General features: G+C 34.6%; 15 protein-coding genes, 2 pseudogenes and 2 riboswitches. Of the genes and pseudogenes, 12 read left to right on the plus strand and 5 right to left on the minus strand.

The window, feature by feature from the left end:
* The first annotated feature begins 83 nt into the window (after positions 1 to 83).
* From LB888_RS10930 to clpB, 4 genes and pseudogenes are all read left to right on the plus strand, one after another.
* Positions 84 to 1,659: pseudogene (locus tag LB888_RS10930) on the plus strand (ABC transporter ATP-binding protein).
* Positions 1,643 to 2,689 (plus strand): ABC transporter permease, encoded by a 1,047-nt coding sequence (locus LB888_RS10935; protein ID WP_078755980.1) that lies wholly within the window; start codon positions 1,643 to 1,645, stop codon positions 2,687 to 2,689. The pseudogene LB888_RS10930 and the gene LB888_RS10935 overlap by 17 nt, the downstream one beginning before the upstream one ends.
* 13 nt (positions 2,690 to 2,702) lie before the next feature.
* Positions 2,703 to 3,656, plus strand: a complete 954-nt coding sequence (locus LB888_RS10940; RefSeq protein WP_078755979.1) for an ABC transporter permease — start codon at positions 2,703 to 2,705, stop codon at positions 3,654 to 3,656.
* A 203-nt stretch (positions 3,657 to 3,859) separates the two neighbouring features.
* Entirely contained in the window at positions 3,860 to 6,469 is a 2,610-nt protein-coding gene (gene clpB, locus LB888_RS10945) for an ATP-dependent chaperone ClpB (protein ID WP_318752939.1), read from the plus strand.
* 174 nt (positions 6,470 to 6,643) lie between these two features.
* Here the strand turns inward: clpB and LB888_RS10950 are convergent, their stop codons facing one another.
* Positions 6,644 to 8,017 (minus strand): sodium:alanine symporter family protein, encoded by a 1,374-nt coding sequence (locus LB888_RS10950; RefSeq protein ID WP_318752940.1) that lies wholly within the window; start codon positions 8,015 to 8,017, stop codon positions 6,644 to 6,646.
* Between the two features lie 133 nt (positions 8,018 to 8,150).
* Positions 8,151 to 8,237: riboswitch (glycine riboswitch) on the minus strand.
* A 185-nt stretch (positions 8,238 to 8,422) separates the two neighbouring features.
* Here LB888_RS10950 and LB888_RS10955 point away from each other — a divergent pair.
* On the plus strand, positions 8,423 to 9,865 hold the full coding sequence (locus tag LB888_RS10955) for an FAD/NAD(P)-binding protein (protein ID WP_318752941.1): 1,443 nt from the start codon (positions 8,423 to 8,425) through the stop codon (positions 9,863 to 9,865).
* A 198-nt stretch (positions 9,866 to 10,063) separates the two neighbouring features.
* A riboswitch (FMN riboswitch) is annotated at positions 10,064 to 10,185 on the plus strand.
* Positions 10,186 to 10,319: 134 nt separating this feature from the next.
* Complete coding sequence (locus LB888_RS10960) at positions 10,320 to 10,937, plus strand: ECF transporter S component (protein WP_318752942.1); 618 nt, start codon at positions 10,320 to 10,322, stop codon at positions 10,935 to 10,937.
* Here the strand turns inward: LB888_RS10960 and LB888_RS10965 are convergent.
* A complete protein-coding gene (locus LB888_RS10965) occupies positions 10,905 to 11,111 on the minus strand; it encodes a ferredoxin (protein ID WP_318752943.1) in 207 nt (68 codons plus the stop codon). The genes LB888_RS10960 and LB888_RS10965 overlap by 33 nt on opposite strands.
* Positions 11,112 to 11,280: 169 nt before the next feature.
* On the opposite strand from LB888_RS10965, the gene LB888_RS10970 reads away from it, so the two are divergent.
* From LB888_RS10970 to LB888_RS10995, 6 genes are all read left to right on the plus strand, one after another.
* On the plus strand, positions 11,281 to 11,916 hold the full coding sequence (locus LB888_RS10970; RefSeq protein ID WP_318752944.1) for a LysM domain-containing protein: 636 nt from the start codon (positions 11,281 to 11,283) through the stop codon (positions 11,914 to 11,916).
* Between the two features lie 142 nt (positions 11,917 to 12,058).
* Complete coding sequence (locus LB888_RS10975; protein WP_318752945.1) at positions 12,059 to 13,951, plus strand: acyltransferase family protein; 1,893 nt, start codon at positions 12,059 to 12,061, stop codon at positions 13,949 to 13,951.
* 408 nt (positions 13,952 to 14,359) lie between these two features.
* Positions 14,360 to 16,252 (plus strand): ABC transporter substrate binding protein, encoded by a 1,893-nt coding sequence (locus LB888_RS10980; RefSeq protein WP_318752946.1) that lies wholly within the window; start codon positions 14,360 to 14,362, stop codon positions 16,250 to 16,252.
* Entirely contained in the window at positions 16,252 to 16,509 is a 258-nt protein-coding gene (locus LB888_RS10985) for an ATP-binding cassette domain-containing protein (protein WP_318752947.1), read from the plus strand. Before LB888_RS10980 ends, LB888_RS10985 begins: the two co-directional genes overlap by 1 nt.
* A 41-nt stretch (positions 16,510 to 16,550) precedes the next feature.
* A complete protein-coding gene (locus tag LB888_RS10990; protein WP_318752948.1) occupies positions 16,551 to 17,036 on the plus strand; it encodes an ATP-binding cassette domain-containing protein in 486 nt (161 codons plus the stop codon).
* A gap of 643 nt (positions 17,037 to 17,679) precedes the next feature.
* Entirely contained in the window at positions 17,680 to 17,868 is a 189-nt protein-coding gene (locus LB888_RS10995) for a hypothetical protein (RefSeq protein WP_318752949.1), read from the plus strand.
* Positions 17,869 to 18,497: 629 nt separating this feature from the next.
* Here LB888_RS10995 and LB888_RS11000 read toward each other — a convergent pair.
* From LB888_RS11000 to LB888_RS11010, 3 genes and pseudogenes are all read right to left on the minus strand, one after another.
* Positions 18,498 to 18,893, minus strand: a pseudogene (locus tag LB888_RS11000) (TIGR00730 family Rossman fold protein); the annotation flags it as partial.
* 120 nt (positions 18,894 to 19,013) lie between these two features.
* The gene (locus LB888_RS11005) at positions 19,014 to 19,541 is read right to left on the minus strand and encodes a GNAT family N-acetyltransferase (protein ID WP_318752950.1); all 528 of its coding nucleotides are present in this window, start codon (positions 19,539 to 19,541) and stop codon (positions 19,014 to 19,016) included.
* A gap of 14 nt (positions 19,542 to 19,555) precedes the next feature.
* Positions 19,556 to 19,999, minus strand: a complete 444-nt coding sequence (locus LB888_RS11010) for a DUF3267 domain-containing protein (protein ID WP_318752951.1) — start codon at positions 19,997 to 19,999, stop codon at positions 19,556 to 19,558.
* Positions 20,000 to 20,221: the final 222 nt, after the last annotated feature.

A 20,221-nucleotide genomic window follows, 5' to 3' on the forward strand; every position in this document is an offset into this window, starting at 1 on the left:
AAAAAGTATAGCCATTATTTAATAATTATATTAAAATATAGATGATGTAAATTATTATTACTATCAGAAAGTGAGGTTGCCAAATGACTGAAGTTAGCTATCCAGTTATTGAGATGCGTGACATTACCAAACAATTTGGTGACTTTTATGCAAACAAAAATATTAATTTAGAATTGCGTAAAGGTGAAATTCATGCATTATTAGGTGAAAATGGTGCTGGTAAGTCAACATTAATGAATATGTTGAGCGGTTTGTTACAACCAACATCCGGTCAAATATACATGCATAATAAACCCGTTGAGATTGTCGATCCAACAACGGCTAATCGATTAGGAATCGGAATGGTTCACCAACATTTCATGTTAATTGAAGACTTCTCAATTATTGAAAATATTATCCTTGGTAGTGAACCCCAAAAATTTGGAATTATTGATAAGCAATCTGCAAAAGAAGAAATTTTAGAGTTATCGAAACGTTATGGTTTGTCAATTGATCCTGACGCTAAAGTAGAAACCATTAGTGTGGGGATGCAACAACGTGCAGAAATTATTAAAACATTATATCGTGGTGCAGATATTCTAATTTTTGACGAACCAACAGCTGTATTAACACCGCAAGAAATTGATGATCTGATGTTAACTTTAAGATCTTTAGCTGATGAAGGTAAGTCAATCATTATTATTACCCATAAATTAGATGAAATTAAAAAAGTAGCCGATCGTTGTACAGTAATTCGTCGTGGTGAATCAATTGATACTGTCGATGTAGCCACAACGACTTCTAAAGAACTAGCGGATATGATGGTAGGCCGTTCAGTTAATTTTAGAACTGAAAAAACTGAAGCTAATCCTAGCGAAGTGATGCTAGCAGTTGAAAACTTAGTGGTGAAAAATGAGCGAGGTTTAGATGCCGTTCGTAATTTATCTTTCACTGTCCGTAAAGGAGAAATTGTCGGAATTGCCGGTATTGATGGCAATGGGCAAACAGAACTTGTGTTAGCTTTAACTGGATTAATGCCAATTGATTCTGGAGCAGTTCATTTTAAAGGGGAAGAAATTAACAATAAATCAACCCGTGAAATTACTGAGATGGGCATGGCTCATATTCCTGAAGACCGTCATAAGTACGGCCTCTCTTTAGAAACAAAATTAGAAGATAATTTCGTGTTACAAGAATATTATAAAAAACCTTATTCACAAGGCGGCTTCTTAAACTTTAAAGAAATCAATCAAAAAGCATTGCGTTTAATGAAAGAATATGATGTTCGTGCGGCTTCTGAAAAAGTTCCAGCTCGTGCCTTATCAGGTGGAAACCAACAAAAAGCAATTATTGCTCGTGAATTAGATTTAAAACCGGATTTACTCATTGCCGCCAATCCAACGCGTGGATTAGACGTAGGGGCGATTGAATATATTCATAAAGCATTAATTCAACAACGTGATCAAAATAAAGCTGTTTTATTAATGAGTTTTGAATTAGATGAAATTTTAAATGTTTCAGATCGCATTATTGTCATGTATGATGGTAAAATTATCGCTACTTTAACATGCGAACGAGACAAATGAACAAGAGATTGGTTTAATGATGGCAGGAACAAGCTATGATGAAGTATTAAGATTACGTGAAGAAGGCGGTGTAAACAATGAACAAACAGTTTAGAAGTATTTTAGTTCCCATATTAACTGTCTTCATTGGACTTTTCTTTGGAGCGTTAATCATGTGGGCTTTCAAATTTGATGCGATTGCTGGTTATAAAGCACTTTGGACAGGTGCAGCGGGTTCGCCCTTTAATATTGGACAATCTTTAAGAGCAGCCACTCCCTTAATATTTACCGGGTTAGGTTTTTCAGTAGCCTATACAGCAGGATTCTTTAATATTGGTCTTTCTGGTCAAGCACTAGCTGGATGGCTAGCTTCTATTTGGGTGGCTTTAGCCTTACCGGATGCACCTAGAGTGATTGTCTTACCATTAGCCATTATTGCCGGAATGATTGCAGGTGCGTTTTGGGCTGCGATTGCCGGGGTATTAAAAGCTTACTTTAATACCAGTGAAGTTATTGTGACTATTATGTTAAACTATATTTCTGTTTATATTAGTGACTATTTGGTACGAAACGTGTTAACTAATAAAGGGGATGTAACGCCTCAAATTGGTGACAATGCCACATTACGTGCACCTTGGTTAAGTGAATTAACAAAAGGATCAACCTTGCATACAGGGATTTTCTTAGCCGTTGTTGCTGTTATTCTAGTTTGGATTTTTATGGAAAGAACGACTTTAGGTTTCGAATTAAAGACAGTTGGTAAAAACCGTTTTGCCGCTCAATATGCTGGGATGAATGCGAAACGTAATATTATCTTGGCAATGGTAATATCAGGTGGTTTAGCTGGTTTAGGGGGAGTAATGAACGGTTTAGGTGAGTTCCGTAATATCTTCTTGATGAACGGTGTAGCACCCGCTATAGGATTTGATGGGATGGCCGTTTCATTATTAGGGGGCAACCACCCTATAGGAACTTTATTTGCTGCCATTTTATTCGGTGGATTAAAAACAGGAGGTACGTTAATGCCATTAGCTGCCAAAGTACCATCAGAAATTGTTAATATCGCAATTGCATCCATCATCTTCTTTATCGGTTCACAATATATCATTACGTTCTTCTTAGATCGTAAGAAAACAAATAATTAGGGGGTAGAGTAGCATGGTAAATATGTTAGCATTAATTGTTTCGTCCACTCTTGTTTATTCAGCACCTCTAATTTATACAGCTTTAGGTGGCGTTTTCTCGGAACGTAGTGGGATTGTCAACGTTGGTTTAGAAGGAATTATGGTAATGGGTGCGTTTAGTGCGATTATCTTTAACCTTCAGTTTGCTCAAACTTTTGGAAGTTGGACACCTTGGATTGCTACTTTGTTTGGTGGTTTAATTGGTGTACTATTCTCATCTATTCATGCGGTCGCAACCGTTTCTTTACGTGCTGATCATATTATTTCCGGTACTGTATTGAACTTAGTAGCACCATCTTTAGGTGTTTTCTTGACCCGTGTTATGTTTGATGGCGCTGGACAAACCGAATTTATTAAACAAAAATTCGGTTATTGGAGCGTACCTCTTCTTTCAAAAATTCCAGTTGTTGGAAAAATTTTCTTTAGTCAAACTTCTCAACCAGCGTTTGTTGGGATTGTTGTAGCGATTATTTGTTGGTTTATTGTGTTTAAAACGAGTTTTGGTTTAAGATTGCGTTCTGTTGGGGAACATCCTCAAGCAGCTGATACTTTAGGTATTAATGTATACAAAATGCGTTATCTAGGCGTCTTGTTATCTGGTTTAATGGGTGGTCTAGGTGGAGCGATTATGGCACAATCAATTAACTCACAATTCGCTATTACGACGATTACTGGACAAGGTTTCATGTCAATGGCAGCAATGATTTTTGGTAAATGGAATCCTATTGGTGCGATGTTGGCCGCTATTTTCTTTGGTTTTGCTCAAAGTTTAGCGGTAGTAGGTTCACAAATACCATTTATTAAAAACATCCCTTCAGTTTATTTACAAATTGCGCCTTATGTCATCACCATCTTTGTATTAGTTGGGTTTGTTGGAAACTCTAAAGGACCAGCAGCTAATGGTACGACTTATATTAAATCTAAATAATATCTTTTAAATAAGTGGACAAAAGGTTAGGTCAGTTCATGACTACTTTTGTCCCTTTTTTTATCTAAAAATATAGTCAAAAATGGTCAAAAAAATCCTTGACCTTTCTTAACCAAAGGTATATAATATAGTTAAGCTCTTAAAGAGAGCTACTTTTATAGGAAAAATTTACTGACTATATTTGACCAAAGGGGTGTTATTGAATGATTGAAAAAATGACAACAGCCATGCAAGAAGCTTTGGCACAAGCACAACAAATTGCGATGACAAGAAAACATCAAGAAATTGATATTCCACATTTATGGCGCATTTTTGTTCAACCCGATAGTTTTGCTTATAATTTATACCATGAATTCCAATTAAATATGGATGATTTCCAAAGAAAAATCGAACAGGAAATTGATAAGTTACCGTCGATAACAGGAAGTAATATTCAGTATGGACAGCAAATTAGTCAACGCTTATCGATGTTATTCCAAAAAGCAAATCAATTAGCACAGGAACAACAAGATCAATATTTATCGACGGAAATGGTAGTGTTAGCACTATTTGACCAAAAAAACAATCCATTAACAGAATATTTAATTTCAAACAATGTTACTGAAGCTAAGATGAAAGCAAGAATTGATAATTTAAGAGGAGGTGAGTCTGTGACTTCACAAAACCAAGAACAAACTTATGAATCTTTAGAAAAATATGCCACTAATTTAAATGAGGCAATAAAACAAAATAAATTAGATCCAGTAATTGGTCGCGATGAAGAAATTCGTGATGTGATACGAATTTTATCAAGAAAGACTAAAAATAACCCGGTACTAATCGGTGAACCAGGGGTTGGCAAAACAGCGATTGTTGAAGGATTAGCACATCGTATTGTACGTAAGGATGTACCAGATAATTTAAAAGGGAAACAAGTTTACTCATTAGACATGGGTTCATTAATTGCTGGTGCAAAATATCGTGGTGAGTTCGAAGAACGTTTAAAAGCGGTATTAAAAGAAGTAACGAAATCGGAAGGTAATATTATCCTGTTTATTGATGAAATCCATACGATAGTCGGTGCAGGTAAGTCTGAAGGAGCAATGGATGCCGGTAATATTCTAAAACCAATGTTAGCTCGTGGTGAAATCCATTGTATTGGAGCAACCACTTTAGATGAGTATCGTGAAAACATTGAAAAAGATAAAGCATTGGAACGTCGTTTCCAAAGAGTATTAGTCCAAGAACCAACAGTGGAAGACACCATTAGTATCTTGCGTGGATTAAAAGAACGTTTTGAAATCCACCACGGTGTTAATATTCATGATAATGCTTTAGTGGCTGCGGCAACTTTATCTAATCGTTATATTACAGATCGTTTCTTACCAGATAAAGCGATCGACTTAGTCGATGAGGCTTGTGCGACCATTCGTGTAGAAATTAATTCGATGCCAACAGAAATGGATACTGTTAATCGTCGTTTAATGCAATTAGAAATTGAAGAAGCAGCGCTTAAGAAAGAAACGGATGATGCAAGTAAGAAACGTTTAGAATCTTTACAAGAAGAATTAGCAGAGCTTCGTGAAACAGCCAATGAATTAAAGATGCGTTGGGAAGTAGAAAAAGAAGCGATGAATGAATTACGTGATAAACGTCAAGAAATTGATGATTTAAGACGTCAATTAGAAGAAGCAGAATCCGAGTATCAATTAGAAAAAGCAGCTGAATTAAGACATGGTCGTATACCCGCATTGGAAAAAGAACTGAAAGAATTAGAAGCGAAACAATTAGGGCAAACAGAACGTCTAACACAAGAAAGTGTTACTGATGAGGAAATTGCTAAAGTTGTCGGTCGTTTAACAGGTATTCCCGTTACGAGATTAGTTGAAGGTGAAAGAGAAAAATTACTAAAATTGGATGAAACATTACACCAACGAGTAATCGGCCAAGATGAAGCGGTGACAAAAGTCTCAGAAGCGGTATTAAGAAGCCGTGCCGGTTTACAAAATCCTAATCGACCAATTGGTTCATTTTTATTCTTAGGACCTACAGGTGTCGGTAAAACGGAATTAGCGAAAACTTTAGCTGAGGTATTATTTGACGATGAACACCATATTGTACGTATCGATATGTCTGAATATATGGAAAAACATACGGTCAGCCGATTAGTTGGAGCGCCTCCAGGATATATTGGTTATGAAGAAGGGGGACAATTAACAGAAGCTGTTAGACGGAGTCCGTACTCAATTGTCTTATTAGATGAAATTGAAAAAGCCCATCCAGATGTCTTTAATATTTTATTACAAGTATTGGATGATGGTCGTTTAACAGATTCAAAAGGACGGACAGTAGACTTTAAAAACACCGTCTTAATTATGACAAGTAATATCGGTTCACCATTATTGTTAGAAGGTGTGGATGAAAATGGTCAAATTGCTGAAGAAACTGCGAGCCAAGTTCGACAATTGTTAAGAACACACTTCAAACCAGAGTTCTTAAATCGGATTGATGATACCATTATGTTTACACCATTATCAATGGATCATATGGGCGCAATTGTCGAAAAACTATTGACACAATTAAAAGAACGTTTAGCTTATCAAGATATTCATTTATCTGTGACTAAAGAAGCGATTGGATGGATTGCACGCAATGGTTATGATCCAATTTATGGTGCACGCCCATTGATGAGATTTATTACACGAGAAATTGAAACACCACTCGCTCGTTTAATTATTAAAGGCGATATTTTACCAGGTCAACTGGTTACTGTCGACTTGATTGATAATCAATTGAATTTCCAAGCTAAAGACACAGTTGTTACAGAAAACTAAAGAAGAGACTAATCTTTGTAGCTAATATAATAGTTGATTCATTGAAGATAAAATGATTCCTAGTCGAATCTTGAAAATTTAACGATTGACTTAGGAATTCATATAAAAATTTGCCGCAAACAGCTTGCATCACAACCTCTATGGCAGGTTATGTGAGTTGTTTGCGTCTTATATTTAGTAATATTTTATTGGTTCTAATCGAGTTACATTATTATATTGCTTTGCTTTAAAATAGGCTCGAGTTTCTTTAATTATAATTGGCGATAAGGCAATCAGTGAAATAAGATTGGGAATGGCCATTAACCCATTGACGATATCAGCAATGATCCATACTAAGTCTAAATTTAAAAACGAACCGATAAAGACCATGGAAACAAAAAATAGATGATAATAGCGTATATATTTCAAACCAAATAAAAATTCAAAACAACGTTCACCGTAGTAATTCCATCCTAAAATGGTGGTAAAGGCAAATAAAGATAAACTAATGGTCAAAATAAAGGGGCCGTATTCACTAAAATAAGCATTAAAGGCATATTGTGTCATCCTAGCACCACGAAATTCAGTTTGCCAAGCGCCGGTAATAATTAAGACAATACCTGTTAGGGTACAAATAATGATTGTGTCGATAAACGTTCCTGTCATTGAAACTAAACCTTGCTCAACGGCCGAATTTGATTTTGCTGCAGCACTGGCAATCGGCGAACTACCTAATCCCGATTCGTTTGAAAACACACCACGAGCAATACCGTTCTGAATGGCTGCTTTCATAGTAGATCCGACAAATCCACCAGTAGCGGCCGTTTTAGTGAAAGCAGATTGAATAATTAGTAATAAGCTATCATCTAATAACTGCCAATTGGCTATAATTATAAAAAGACATGCTACAATATACAAAAGAGCCATAAAAGGGACGATAAAGCTGGCGACTTTTGAAATAATCGTAATACCACCAAAGACAATTAGCATGACTAACAAAGCTAAAATAAAACCCGTAAGTAAGTTTGGTATCGCAAATTGATTGTGGAGCGCTTCTGTAATGGCATTGACTTGTGTGAAAGTTCCAATACCAAAAAGTGCTACTAAGATACCACTAAAGGCGAACATCGTCGCTAATGGACGATATTTTTGTCCCATACCATTTAAAATATAATACATCGGTCCGCCAGAAACATGCTGCTGTTCATCCTTAACACGAAATTTGACAGCTAATAGACCCTCTGAATATTTGGTTGCCATCCCAAACAGTGCCGCAAACCACATCCAAAATAAAGCACCAGGTCCACCGATAGCGATGGCAGTCGCTACGCCAACAATATTACCTGTTCCCACTGTACCTGCTAATGCTGTACAAAGAGCAGCAAAACTGGAAATATCACCATCTGAATCTGTTTCATTTTTAAAAACTAAACGCAAACTATGGAATAATTGATTAAATTGTATTCCTCTTAAAACGAAAGTTAAATAAATACCTGTTCCTACTAATAAGACTAAAAGGGGAGGTCCCCAAATAAAATCATCAATCATTTGAAATAAATCTACTACCATTCATACCACTCCTATTTTATAATGTTATTATCAATAAAAAAAGAGCAATAGATTTCCCTATTACTCCGGAATTGGTAAGAAGTTGTTATGGTGTCATGTTATAATAAAATAGGTATAACAAATAAACCATCAAAACAATTTCTCTGTCCTTTTGCCTGAGAGATTGAGCAAAGCCTTGCCCCTTCGGCGCCAAATTAATGGTCTCTCCAGAGTTCCGTCATTTAACAGTCTTACTTATTGATAAGTACCTGAGAGTTTTGCTCCTTCGGTGGGGATGATTAAATCCACGCTCTTCTGCTAAATATCAACCGGTATTGATAATATAATGTTAGCTTAGGCCATTTCAAAGAAAAAGTCAATGATAAATTAAAAAACTATGAGAAAAAAATTATTAGGAGGCTATTAATGGAAAGAGTAGCAATTATTGGATTAGGTATTAGTGGCTCTGGTGTCTTACGAGCCTATCAAAAAATTAAAAGTCAGAACCCTGCTTTGGAGATTGACATTCATGCTTACGATATTAATGAACGAATCGGAAAAGGAATTCCTTTTAGTGAAGATTACTTAGGAGCTTTAATTAATTCAAGAAGTTATGAAATCAGCTTTGATTATGAAAATATGGATGAATATTATCATTGGCTACAAAACAATCCTGATTATCAACCAGATGACTATACAGCCCGTTCATGGTATGGCGAGTATAATCTAGAAAAAACAAATGAGCTCATTCACTCATTGCAAGTGACAGTTCATCACAAGATGGTCGAAACATTGGACTATCGAAAAGGACAGTGGGTCATTGAAGACGCTAATGGACAATTAAACACTTTTGATCGCGTGCATCTTTGTTGCGGCGAATTACCGGTTATCGATCATTATCAGTTGCTAGGACAAAAACAATATATCCATAATCCCTATCCTTTAACTAAAATTAAAGATAAATTTACGGAACAGGACCATGTAGCTGTGATTGGTACCGGATTAACCAGTATTGATATGATAAAATATTTAATTCATGAAACATCTGTCGAGAAAATCTTTGTCTTTTCAAAAAGTGGTTATTTTCCTACTGTCAGAGGCGATGACCAAGTTCCTGAATTTCACTATTTAACTGAAGCAAAAATGAATCAATTGATTAAACATCGTTCAGGGTATTTGTATTTCGAAGATTTCCAAGAATTATTATTAAATGAGATGAAACATTTTGGTTTTGATTTAGATGAAGTTGTCGTTCGGTATTTTGCAACGGGTGTTAGAGGATTGCAGTTGACAATAGCTAACGCCGAAAGAGTTGGTAAATTACAAGCCATCGCTTTACAAGTTACCAATTTATTAACCACAGGATGGCGTGCCATGCGTCAATCTGATCGTGAGCAATATGCAGCCAAATACCATAAATTAATTGTTAAATTGAGAAACCCAGTACCACCTTCATCAGCAGAAGAAATTATTGCAGCTGTTAACAAAGAAAGAGTGATCATTTTTGATGAAGTAACCGATATCGAATCAATCGATAATGACGGCTTTGCTTTAGTCTTAGAAAACCCAGATCATCAAAAGGTAGATTGGGTCATTAATACGACAGGGATGGTATTGAAAAACAAGTCAGATCTAACAGAAGATTCGTTATTATATCATTTAGTCAATAATGAATATGTACAGATTGATGATTTTGGTGGATTATCAATCAATATTGAAACAGGCAATATTATTTCCCCTAAATTTGGCGAAATTGACACTTTACATGCTCATGGTATGTTAATCGAAGGGGTTGTGTATCAAAATAATTCTACCATTAAAATTCAAGAATTTTCTGAAAGATTATTGCGTAGAATATACATTAATTAAAATTAAGTGGGGAAGGACGTCAAATAAATCAATAAGACGCAGTTTGGTGCCCCATCCACTGCGCTAGAAAATATTAGCTGGAAGCAATGGGAATGCTCAAAGTTTAAGCCGAGACTAGTAGTATAATAAGTCGAAATTTTTATTTTGAAATAATTTGACATTTTTTTGAAAATGCTTTATAATTAAGTCAAATAAAATAAAAGTCTTCAGGGCAGGGTGTAATTCCCGACCGGTGGTAAAGTCCACGAACTAATGGTGCCATTAGTTGAACTGGTGTAATTCCAGTACCGACAGTAAAGTCTGGATGGGAGAAGATGGATACGTCATTCATGTTTTTTAAACGTGTAGTGTATTTGCTGAAGATTTTAAATAGCAAGTATACTGCACGTCTTTTTATTTGAATAACGTAACCAATCCCTTTTAGCTCATAAAGAGACAAAAAGGAGAGAAAAAGATGAAAAACAAGAATTTGTTTTCGTTAGTAATGTTGGCGATTTTAGGTGCATGGGCAATTGTGTTGCGGATGTTTGATTTTCCGATTTTACCGGCCGCACCATTTTTAAAAGTTGACTTTAGTGATTTAATGGTCTTAATCGGAATGATGATTAAAGGACCTATTGGCGCAGTAGCTGTCGCATTAATAAGGGATTCGGTTAACTATATGATGAAAGGTGGGGAAGCAGGGCTTCCTATTGGCACCATGATGAGTTTTCTTGCCAGTATGGCGATGTTCTTACCGACACATTTTATTTTAAAACATGCTGATCGTTTTAAACCAACTGTTCGTAAAGTGTTTATGAGTTTGACACTTATTTTAGGATTAGTCCTTTCAATGGGATTATTTAACTATTTTGTAGCGTTACCCATTTATGTGACGGTCATGAATTTCCCTATTCCGGATATTACGGCCTATTTATTAAGTGTTATTATCCCATTTAATTTAATAAAAGGGGTCATTTTATCAGTGGGGCAATTAATTGTTGTTGAAAAAATTTGGCCAGAAATTGCCAAACGAAATATTGAATATGAGGATTATCATTTACCGATTAATTCTTCGAAGGTAACCATTTAATGGCCTTTGTAGGACAATCGTGAATGGCGCGCTCACTTTCGGCTTGTTGCTGAGGTGAGCTTTCTTTTTTACAAATGCAATCCCTTCATCATTACAATCAAATACTTCGGGAAAATTTAAAAAACACTTGCCACAGGCAATACATTTCTCTGGAATAACGTATAATTGTGTCATATTGGGCTCCTTTTCTTAAAATAATATTACAATTTAGTATCAAATAGGTGTAAAATGCTTACAGATATGGTATAGTAATGTTATTATATCATGTGATGTATATCTAGTATATCATCAAACAGAACGCATACTTATGTTCATAATTGTAACATAAATAGGAGGAATTGTAATGACAACGGATAATGAAAATTCACGCCGTCAAGAACCAAATGAAACGGTTGACAAAGCAAAGGCGCCTTGGAATAATCGCTTTGGTTCTGATGAGAATTTAAAACAAAGAAAGTATTCAAGAACCTCTAGAAACCAACCAGTCAAAGAAGCATCGAATATGTCTAGAGTTTTATTAGGGATTTTATTTTTAACTGTATTAACACCATTTTTATTATATTGGTTTGTTAAAGCTAATACGCCTACAAATAATAATACCCCTCAAACGGCTACTAGCGTGATGATTACGCGTAAGTCTGAAGCGACGACCGAATCAAAAGCAGAAGAAGATGAAACTACGACTAGTGGAACTTTTGTTCAAAATGGTAACAACGAAGGTGAAGAAGAGACGGTAGCTTCAGTTGATGTTAATGAAACAACAGCAGAAGTTGCTCAGTTAACGGAAGAAGCACCGGTGACAGAAGCAGTAACCGAAGCAGAAACACAACCAAGTGGTCAAACTCATACTGTTGCAGCCGGCGAAACCTGGTATGGTATCGCTAGAACTTATGGAGTAGACGTGAATGCTTTAGCAGCAGCAAATGGGACTACGACGGACTCACCAATTTATCCGGGAAATACTTTGGTAATTCCTTAAATTTTATAATATAATTTAAATTTTCTGGGACATTCAGTCCCAGTTTTTTTATTATATTTTTATACATTTTTTTAGCATTAGTTCATTGAAAATTCATAATAATATGATAGACTTAATTTTGTCATATGAGGGAGAGTGTCTTATGGATTTAGAGAAAAAGCAAGTTACAGTAACTAAAAGAATTATGGGTCTCGATGGTTTAAGAGGATTATCAATTTTATTGGTTATTTTATATCATTTTTTCCCAAGAGTTGTTAAAGGTGGTTATTTAGGAGTTCCACTTTTGTTTATTTTATCAGGATATTTATTATCAAGTTTAGATACCAAAAAGTGGCATAGAGACCAATATTCGATTCAAAAATTTTATCAATCAAGAGTAAAAAGAATCTTTCCACCATTATTCTTGTTTACTGGACTTATTTCATTATTTTGTTATTTATTTTTACCAAGATTATTAAACGGACGTACACCGGAAGTGATGAGTGCTTTTCTAGGCTATAATAACTTTTGGCAAATTGCTCAAAATGCATCTTATTTTGATCGAGTCTCTAGTGCTTCACCCTTTACACATTTATGGTCTTTAGCGATTGAATTGCAATTTTATCTCGTTTGGCCATGGGTATTTGTCATTTATCAAAAAGCCAAAGCACGTGGGAATGATTATCGGGTCCTGTTTTTAATGCTGACGGGTATTTCAATGCTTTGTATGGCTTTTGGTTATTATAAGGGAGTCGATATCTCGATTTTGTATTATCACACCGCGACGCGTATTTCCGCGATTTTATTGGGTGTGTGGTTAGGTTTAGTGAGATCTAGTAAAATCACACGATTTATAGAAGAGTTTAATATTAATCGTTTGTATTTAACATTTGGTGCAATTTTAGCGGTCACAATTTTGGCAGTATTCTTATTGGATGGTCAGAATCCATCTACCTATTATATCGGTCTTTCAATGATGACGTTTTTATTTGGTATCCTTTTAATTTTGGCCATTCAAAATCATTTACCATTTGGACGTCTGCTTGATAATCCAGTGCTAACTTATATTGGTTCTAGAGGATATGAGTTATACCTATGGCATTATGCGGTCATGTTTATATCCAACTCGCTAAAAATTAAACCAAGTTTCATTAGTTTAACAATACAGTTTTTTATCTTTATCTTATTAGCTGAATTTTCATATCGATTAATTAATAATAAATTTTATTTCGTTAGTCAATGGTTTAATGATGAAACTGCGTTTCAACAATATGTAAAAAAGGCACGTAATGTACTTTATGGCGTATCTGCCTTAGGGTTAGGTTTACTTTTAGTCGCATCATCAAAAGCGGATGATTCCAAGAGTAAATTAGAAGCTGATTTGGCAGCTAATAGTGAGTTGTTAGCAAAACAAAGGGAGACAGCTAAGAAAAATCAATCAGCAGAAACGACGATTGACATGACTAATGAAACCGAAACAACGGTTGCTCCAATCGATGAATCTGATGATGATTCCAAAGCTGAATCGGAAGCTGAACCGGAAACAACGACAATCAATCAGGACAGTGCAGATGTGACCCAACAACCGATCACTTTAATTGGAGATTCCGTTTTATTAGGTTCAGTAAAAGAAGTTCAAGCAGCATTTCCAAATGCATACATTGAAGCCGAGGAATCACGTCAAGCCTATGAAGTAACAGATTTATTTAGACAGATGATTGCTAATGGAACGATGGCTAATCGGGTGGTAATTGCCTTAGGTACCAATGGCTACTTTGATATTAGCTTTGGACAAGAGTTAATGGACTTACTTGGGCCAGAACGTGAAGTTTATTGGGTAACCGTTTATGGAGAGTTTTTACAATGGGAAGCCAGTACGAATCAAGTAATCTATGAGCTAGCCAGTCAATATCCGAATTTAAAAATTGTTGATTGGGAATCTCAGGTCAAAAATCATCGGGAATGGATTATTGATGATGGCATTCATCCTGATATTGGTGGACGCGATCAATATGCACGTATTCTAAAAGAAACCATTGAAGCGAACCAACCTTAGTTGTTAGATAAGTAAATTTATCACTAATAAAGAGCTTTCTTTTGAGCATCAAATTAAATCCTTTATCATAAAATTAAAATATAATGAAAATACCATTGACACGCTTTCAATCCGGTGTTATTATTAAGATAACATTTAGGAGAGGAGCTACAGAGTATGTTTTCAATTTTTTCAACAAAATCAAATCGCTGGCAAAGTTGGCATAGATAGGTTGTAGACTTGGAGAACATACTCCACGGATACAGCCCAGTTTAGACTGTTCTGTATCTATGTGGCGATTTTCAAGAGTTTACCACGTAGATGTACTGATAATACATACTATGTGGTATTTTTTTATGCTCGACAAGGGTCCCATAGTATGTGGGGCCAGTGTCGAGCTTTTTATTTTATAAGAAATGAGGAAAAAAGATGCGTAAACTTTATAAGTTATTTACAACACTGTTAGCATTAACAGTTATGATGTCATTATCCATTAATATCCAAATCGCTTCAGCAAAAAAGGAAGCTAAAGTTGCTATTATTCAATTAGTAAGTCATCCTTCATTGGATCAAATTGTGTTGGGTATTAAAGAAGGTTTGGCTGAAGGCGGGTATCAAGAAGGTGACAATTTAACCATTGAATTTCATAATGCAGAAGGGGATATGAATTTACTTGGTTCGATTGCAGATACTGTTATTCATAATCAACCTGATTTAATTTTTGCAGTAACCACCCCGGTTGCCCAAGCGATAGCCGATGCAACTACAGAGACTCCAATTGTATTAGCAGGTATTACCGATCCACTTGCAGCTTCATTAGTTAAATCATTGGACCAACCAGGGGGCAACATTACCGGTGTTAGTGACGCAGTGCAGTTTGAGGAACAATTTGATTTAATCGTTCAATTACAACCAGATTTAAAAACTTTAGGCATGCTTTATACAACGAGTGAAGATAATTCTTTAGCAGAATTGAAAAAAGCTGAAGTCGTAGCAGAAAAATATAATATAGAAACAATCATTACAGGTATTGATTCTACTTTAGATATGCAATTAGTCGCAGAAAATTTGGCTAAACAAGTGGATGCTATTTTTGTTGGTTCTGATAATTCCATCGCCAGTTCAATTGATACTTTATTAGATGTAACCGATAAAGCAGGCATTCCGGTATTTACGACGATTGACAGTTTTGTCGAAAAAGGCGCTTTATCAGCGATCGCTATTAATCAAAAATCCATTGGGATACAATCAGCAGAGATGGGGATTGACATCCTAAAAGGTCAAAATCCAGCTGAAATGCCGATTCAATTAGTAACAAATAAACAACCTGTTTATAATTATGAGACGGCTGAAAAATTAGGCATCACGATTGATGAACAAGAAGAAAGTATGATTGCAGAAAATGAAGTTAACACAACCTCCACTACAAATAATCATTTTTCAATTTATTTTAATGCGATGTCTCAAGGAATTTTATGGGGCATTATGGGGATTGGTTTATATATAACATTCCGTATTTTACGATTTGCTGATTTAACGAGTGAAGTCTCTTTTACTATGGGAGCGTCAGTAGCAGTTGCATTAGCGTCTAGTGGCGTTCATCCATTAGTCGCAACAGTGATAGCGTTTTTAGGTGGAATGGTCGCAGGGTATGTTACTGGACTTTTAATGACTCTGTTTGATATACCGTCCTTATTAGCTGGTATTATTACTTTAACAGGTTTTTATTCAATCAATCTCAGAATTATGGGCAAACCCAATGTTTCATTTAGAGGTCTATCGACCATTTATGACACCTTATCGGGATTATTCGCTTCGGATTTATTACAAAGAACACTGATTGGTCTGGCGACAGTTGGGATTGTTATTCTCTTATTAGCCTTATTCTTTAAAACTGACTTTGGACAAGCGGTGATCGCAACCGGAGATAATGAAATAATGGCAGACGCATTAGGTATTTCAACCGCGCGTATGAAACGATTTGCTTTAGTATTAGCCAATGGAATTATCGGTTTAAGTGGTGCTTTAATTGCTCAGGACAATGGTTATGCGGATATTTCAATGGGGGTCGGAACCGTGGTAGTAGCCTTATCATCGATAGTAATCGGCGAAGTATTGCTGAAAAATTTAACTTTACCCTTAAGGCTGTTATCGATTGTTGCTGGAGCAGTTATTTATCGTTTAATCCTTGTTTATGTACTGCAATTAGGATTTAATGCCAATGATTTTAAATTAATTTCCGCTACCGTTTTAGCGATTTTCTTAGCTTTACCTTCAATTTCTAAACGATTCAAAAATCTTAAGAAAGGTGGTGCTCAATAATGAGTCATGCAACGATTGAATTAAATCAAGTAACGAAACATTTTCAACGTCAAACAGGTGAACAAGTAATTGGCTTAAATAATATCAATTTAAAGATTAATGCAGGCGAAGTGATTGGCGTCATTGGGACTAATGGAGCCGGTAAATCAACTTTGATGAACTGTTTAACCGGTCAATTACCTATTGATAGTGGTGAAATCTTAATTGAGGGAGTCGCCATCCGGAAAATGAAGAAGCGTGATGTTGCAAAAAAATAGGGCGTGTCTTCCAAAATCCTCAGATGGGCACCGCTCCACGAATGACCGTCTTTGAAAATTTAATGCTAGCTCAAAAACGAGGTGAGCAACGAGGCTTTTCTCGCTCACTAACGAAGCAAAATTATCAAAAAATGTTGAAGGAATTAGCAGCCTTTAAACTAGATTTAGAAAACCGTTTAGACGTCCCCATGGATAATTTATCAGGAGGTCAAAGACAAGCGGTATCACTGATTATGGCGACCATCCAAAAACCAGAATTATTATTGTTGGACGAACATACAGCCGCATTGGATCCTAGAACTGCCAAGCAAGTGATGGCCATGACTCAATTGATGATCAAAAATTATGGCTTGACAACTTTAATGATTACTCACCATTTGCAAGATGCGCTTGATTATTGTGATCGTTTAATTGTGATGCATCGTGGACAAATTAGTCGTATTTATCAAAAGACAGAGTTGGCCTCTTTGACCGCAGGCGATTTATACCAAACATTAGAAAATTTAGTGATTGAAGATGCTAAATAATGACTATATAAAAGGGAGTAGGCCATCGTTTGATGGTCTATCTTCCTTTCCAAATGAGTAGGTATCAAATATGTCTTTAAAATATGCCATTTGATACATTTTTAATGCTTTTTAACCACTGGGCTAATTGAACTAAACGGAACTTTAAGTTTTTGTCCAGCCCCATTAATACTAAATATAACGATACTGGCTTAAATTTTATTTTAATTAGAAAATAGGAAAAATCTGATAGTATCTATTTTAAAGTGGAAAATTATTGACAAAAGATGTCGTTAATCCAGGTTTATAAAGTCAAATGAAGAACAGGGCGGCAGATAAGACATTGCCAGCTTTTACTCATTGATTAAATGGAGTTTCTAATCATTTGCTTATTAAGAATCATCATTTTAAATTGATAATTTAGAATTAATAAGAAAGTTAGCAATGTTAATCAGATTGTGAAAAATCATTTAATTAATAATGATAATCTGATTAATATAAACTTTGAAAATACTTATATAAGCGCATACATTATAAGGTTAATCATCATTTTATGAAAATGAATTAAGGTGTTTTAAATCTAATCTTTATTGTGAAATTTAGTGAAATATGTTACAATATAACTGTAGGTTGCATTAGATGTTTTTTTGAAAGGAAAAGGATCATGGAACAAAATACAGTGAAAAAACAACCCAAATTAATTATCCGAACAATGGCTAGAAGTTGTAAATACCAACCAGTAAGTTTCTTAAATACCGAGGAGGTTCAGGAAAATCGTAAAGTTTATACACCCAATGAAAACACATCGATTATTGTAAGAAAAGCAAATTGGTTTGACAGATTATTTAAATAATGTTACAAATACCGGACAGAGAATTAATTTCTGACCGGTATTTTTTTATTTCTAATCATAAAGACGAATGGTTATCATCAATATTTATACTAATAAAAGTTTGATTCGGTTGTAAATGCTAGCTGAAGTGTTAAATGAGGCATCACAGATCTTAACAACAATCAAATGATGAATGATTGAATCTAAATGTATCGTAACATTAAAATCGAACTACAAAATAAATGCTAATATGATAGATGTAGGAGCAAAATATATCATTTGGATTATCAAATGGTATCGATGAAGAACATGTAATTAGTGCTAATATACGATGTAGATCAAATTTGTTTAATGGACTACAATTCAAGATGCTTATGAAACAATCAATTTAATAATATTAGTCAGCTCTAACAAACGATGTATATCAAGAATGCAACGATCGAGTTTGTTTGAATGAGATTAAATTATGGATGACGTTGTATTGTTATTAATATAGCAGTTAAAAATTATATTTATAAATTAAGTTATAAATTACCACTATCGAAATGTAATGTATATTATGTTAACCCAGATATATTATTTTTCCAGCACGACTCCCCACTCGTTTTTATGTTGGAAAAATATACTTTATTAATTAAAGCAGTTTAGTTTTAATCTCTGATTTTTGGAACTTCATAATTTTTGATAAAATCGTATATTTCCTTAATATTTTCAGAAAATAATATTTTGTCAAAATCTTTTTTTGTTAAAAAACCATTGCTTACCATTGATTGGTACATTGTTTTCAATGGATTAGAATATCAATTTTTATTATAAAGGATACATGGAGCGTTATTTTGTCCTATCCTTGACCAAGAAATGACTTCAGTTATTTCTTCTAATGTACCTGGACCGCCAGGTAAAGCAATAAAGACATCCCCTAATTCTATGATTTTATCTTTTCTTTCACTCATAGTATTAGTAACAATAAGTTTTGATAAATTGTTATGGGCTATTTCCCTTTCAATTGAGAATTCTGGTATGACTCCAGTTACTTCACCTTTATGTAGTGTTTTGACTTGTTCTATTAACTTTATACAATATTTTTGATCAATTTATATTATAAAAATATAAAATTTTTGGATAAAAAAGCACTTTAATTAATTTATTGAAAAAGAAAATTCGCATTATTCAAGTTCAATCCAGTAGCGTTGTTCTAGTTCTCCGTCTTCATTAATAAATTCGTTCTCTAAAATGCCACCATTATTTTGAATAGATTTTGCTGAGCCAATATTACTTTTATCACAAGTCATAAGGACTCGCTCAATCCCTAATTTGCGACATCCTTCAAGTGCTAATCCAATCATCTTAGTCGCATACCCTTTTCTTCTTTCGCTTGGTCTGATGCCAACTCCAATATGCCCGCCAGATTGCAATAATTCATTCGTCAAATAGTGGCGTATATTGACAGCGCCTAGTAAACGTTCGTTAGTCTCATCGAGTAAAAAGTAAACAGAATCAGGCACACGGCCGTTGTTCTCTTCTTTTTGTTCTAAATGTTGAATATAATCTTCAAAATTGTGATAATCTCTTCTAAATATAGCACTAGGTGAATGGTTTGTATTGTTTAGTTCTTGATCTAATTTCCACTCTTCAATCATCTCACCAAGTGCTTGTTGGTATTCTTTAGAGATTTTTATTAGTTTTAGTGTCATAACTTGCTCCTAATTTATAAGTATAAGGTAATGCCCTTTTCTGTATCTTCGACCCACACATCTTTTGGTGCTTTTAACAATTGATTTATTAAATAAAAATCCCCGATACAAGTAGATAGATGAGTTGCTGTTAATATATCAAATAAAGCTAAATGAGGTACTACAATAGAAAATAATGCGATTAACGCCAAACTAATGATTAAACAAGGCATTAATGCAATAACGATATATTGGCTGCGTGTATAACGACTGCCGGGACTTGATGTGTACACCATTCCGGTTTGATAACCGAACTTAATTCTAGCATTTGGAACAAACAGTTTAAAGAAGATGCCATGAATTGCTTCGAGAATGATTAAAATCATCATAAACAGAACCACAAAACTAATCAGTTCAATAAAAATATGTTTATTATCTAATGGAATTGAAGCTTTACTAAACTGGTAAAAAGCTTGCATAATGCCGATAATCACTTGCAATATAATAACGGATGCAATAAGAATATCGACTTAACTTCTTTAGTGTATTGGGGTATCAACTAAATTAATTTCTTTCCATTTCTTCATTTAGCATCCTCCTTGTTAATTTTATTTTATTATATCACATTATCACCCTTTTATAAGAAATTTAACGATACTTTTAATTGACTATTTGAATTAAAAAACCATTAAAAGCACTCT

The sequence above is a fragment of the Globicatella sp. PHS-GS-PNBC-21-1553 genome, assembly GCF_033564055.1.
GTDB classification, from domain to species: Bacteria; Bacillota; Bacilli; order Lactobacillales; family Aerococcaceae; genus Globicatella; species Globicatella sulfidifaciens.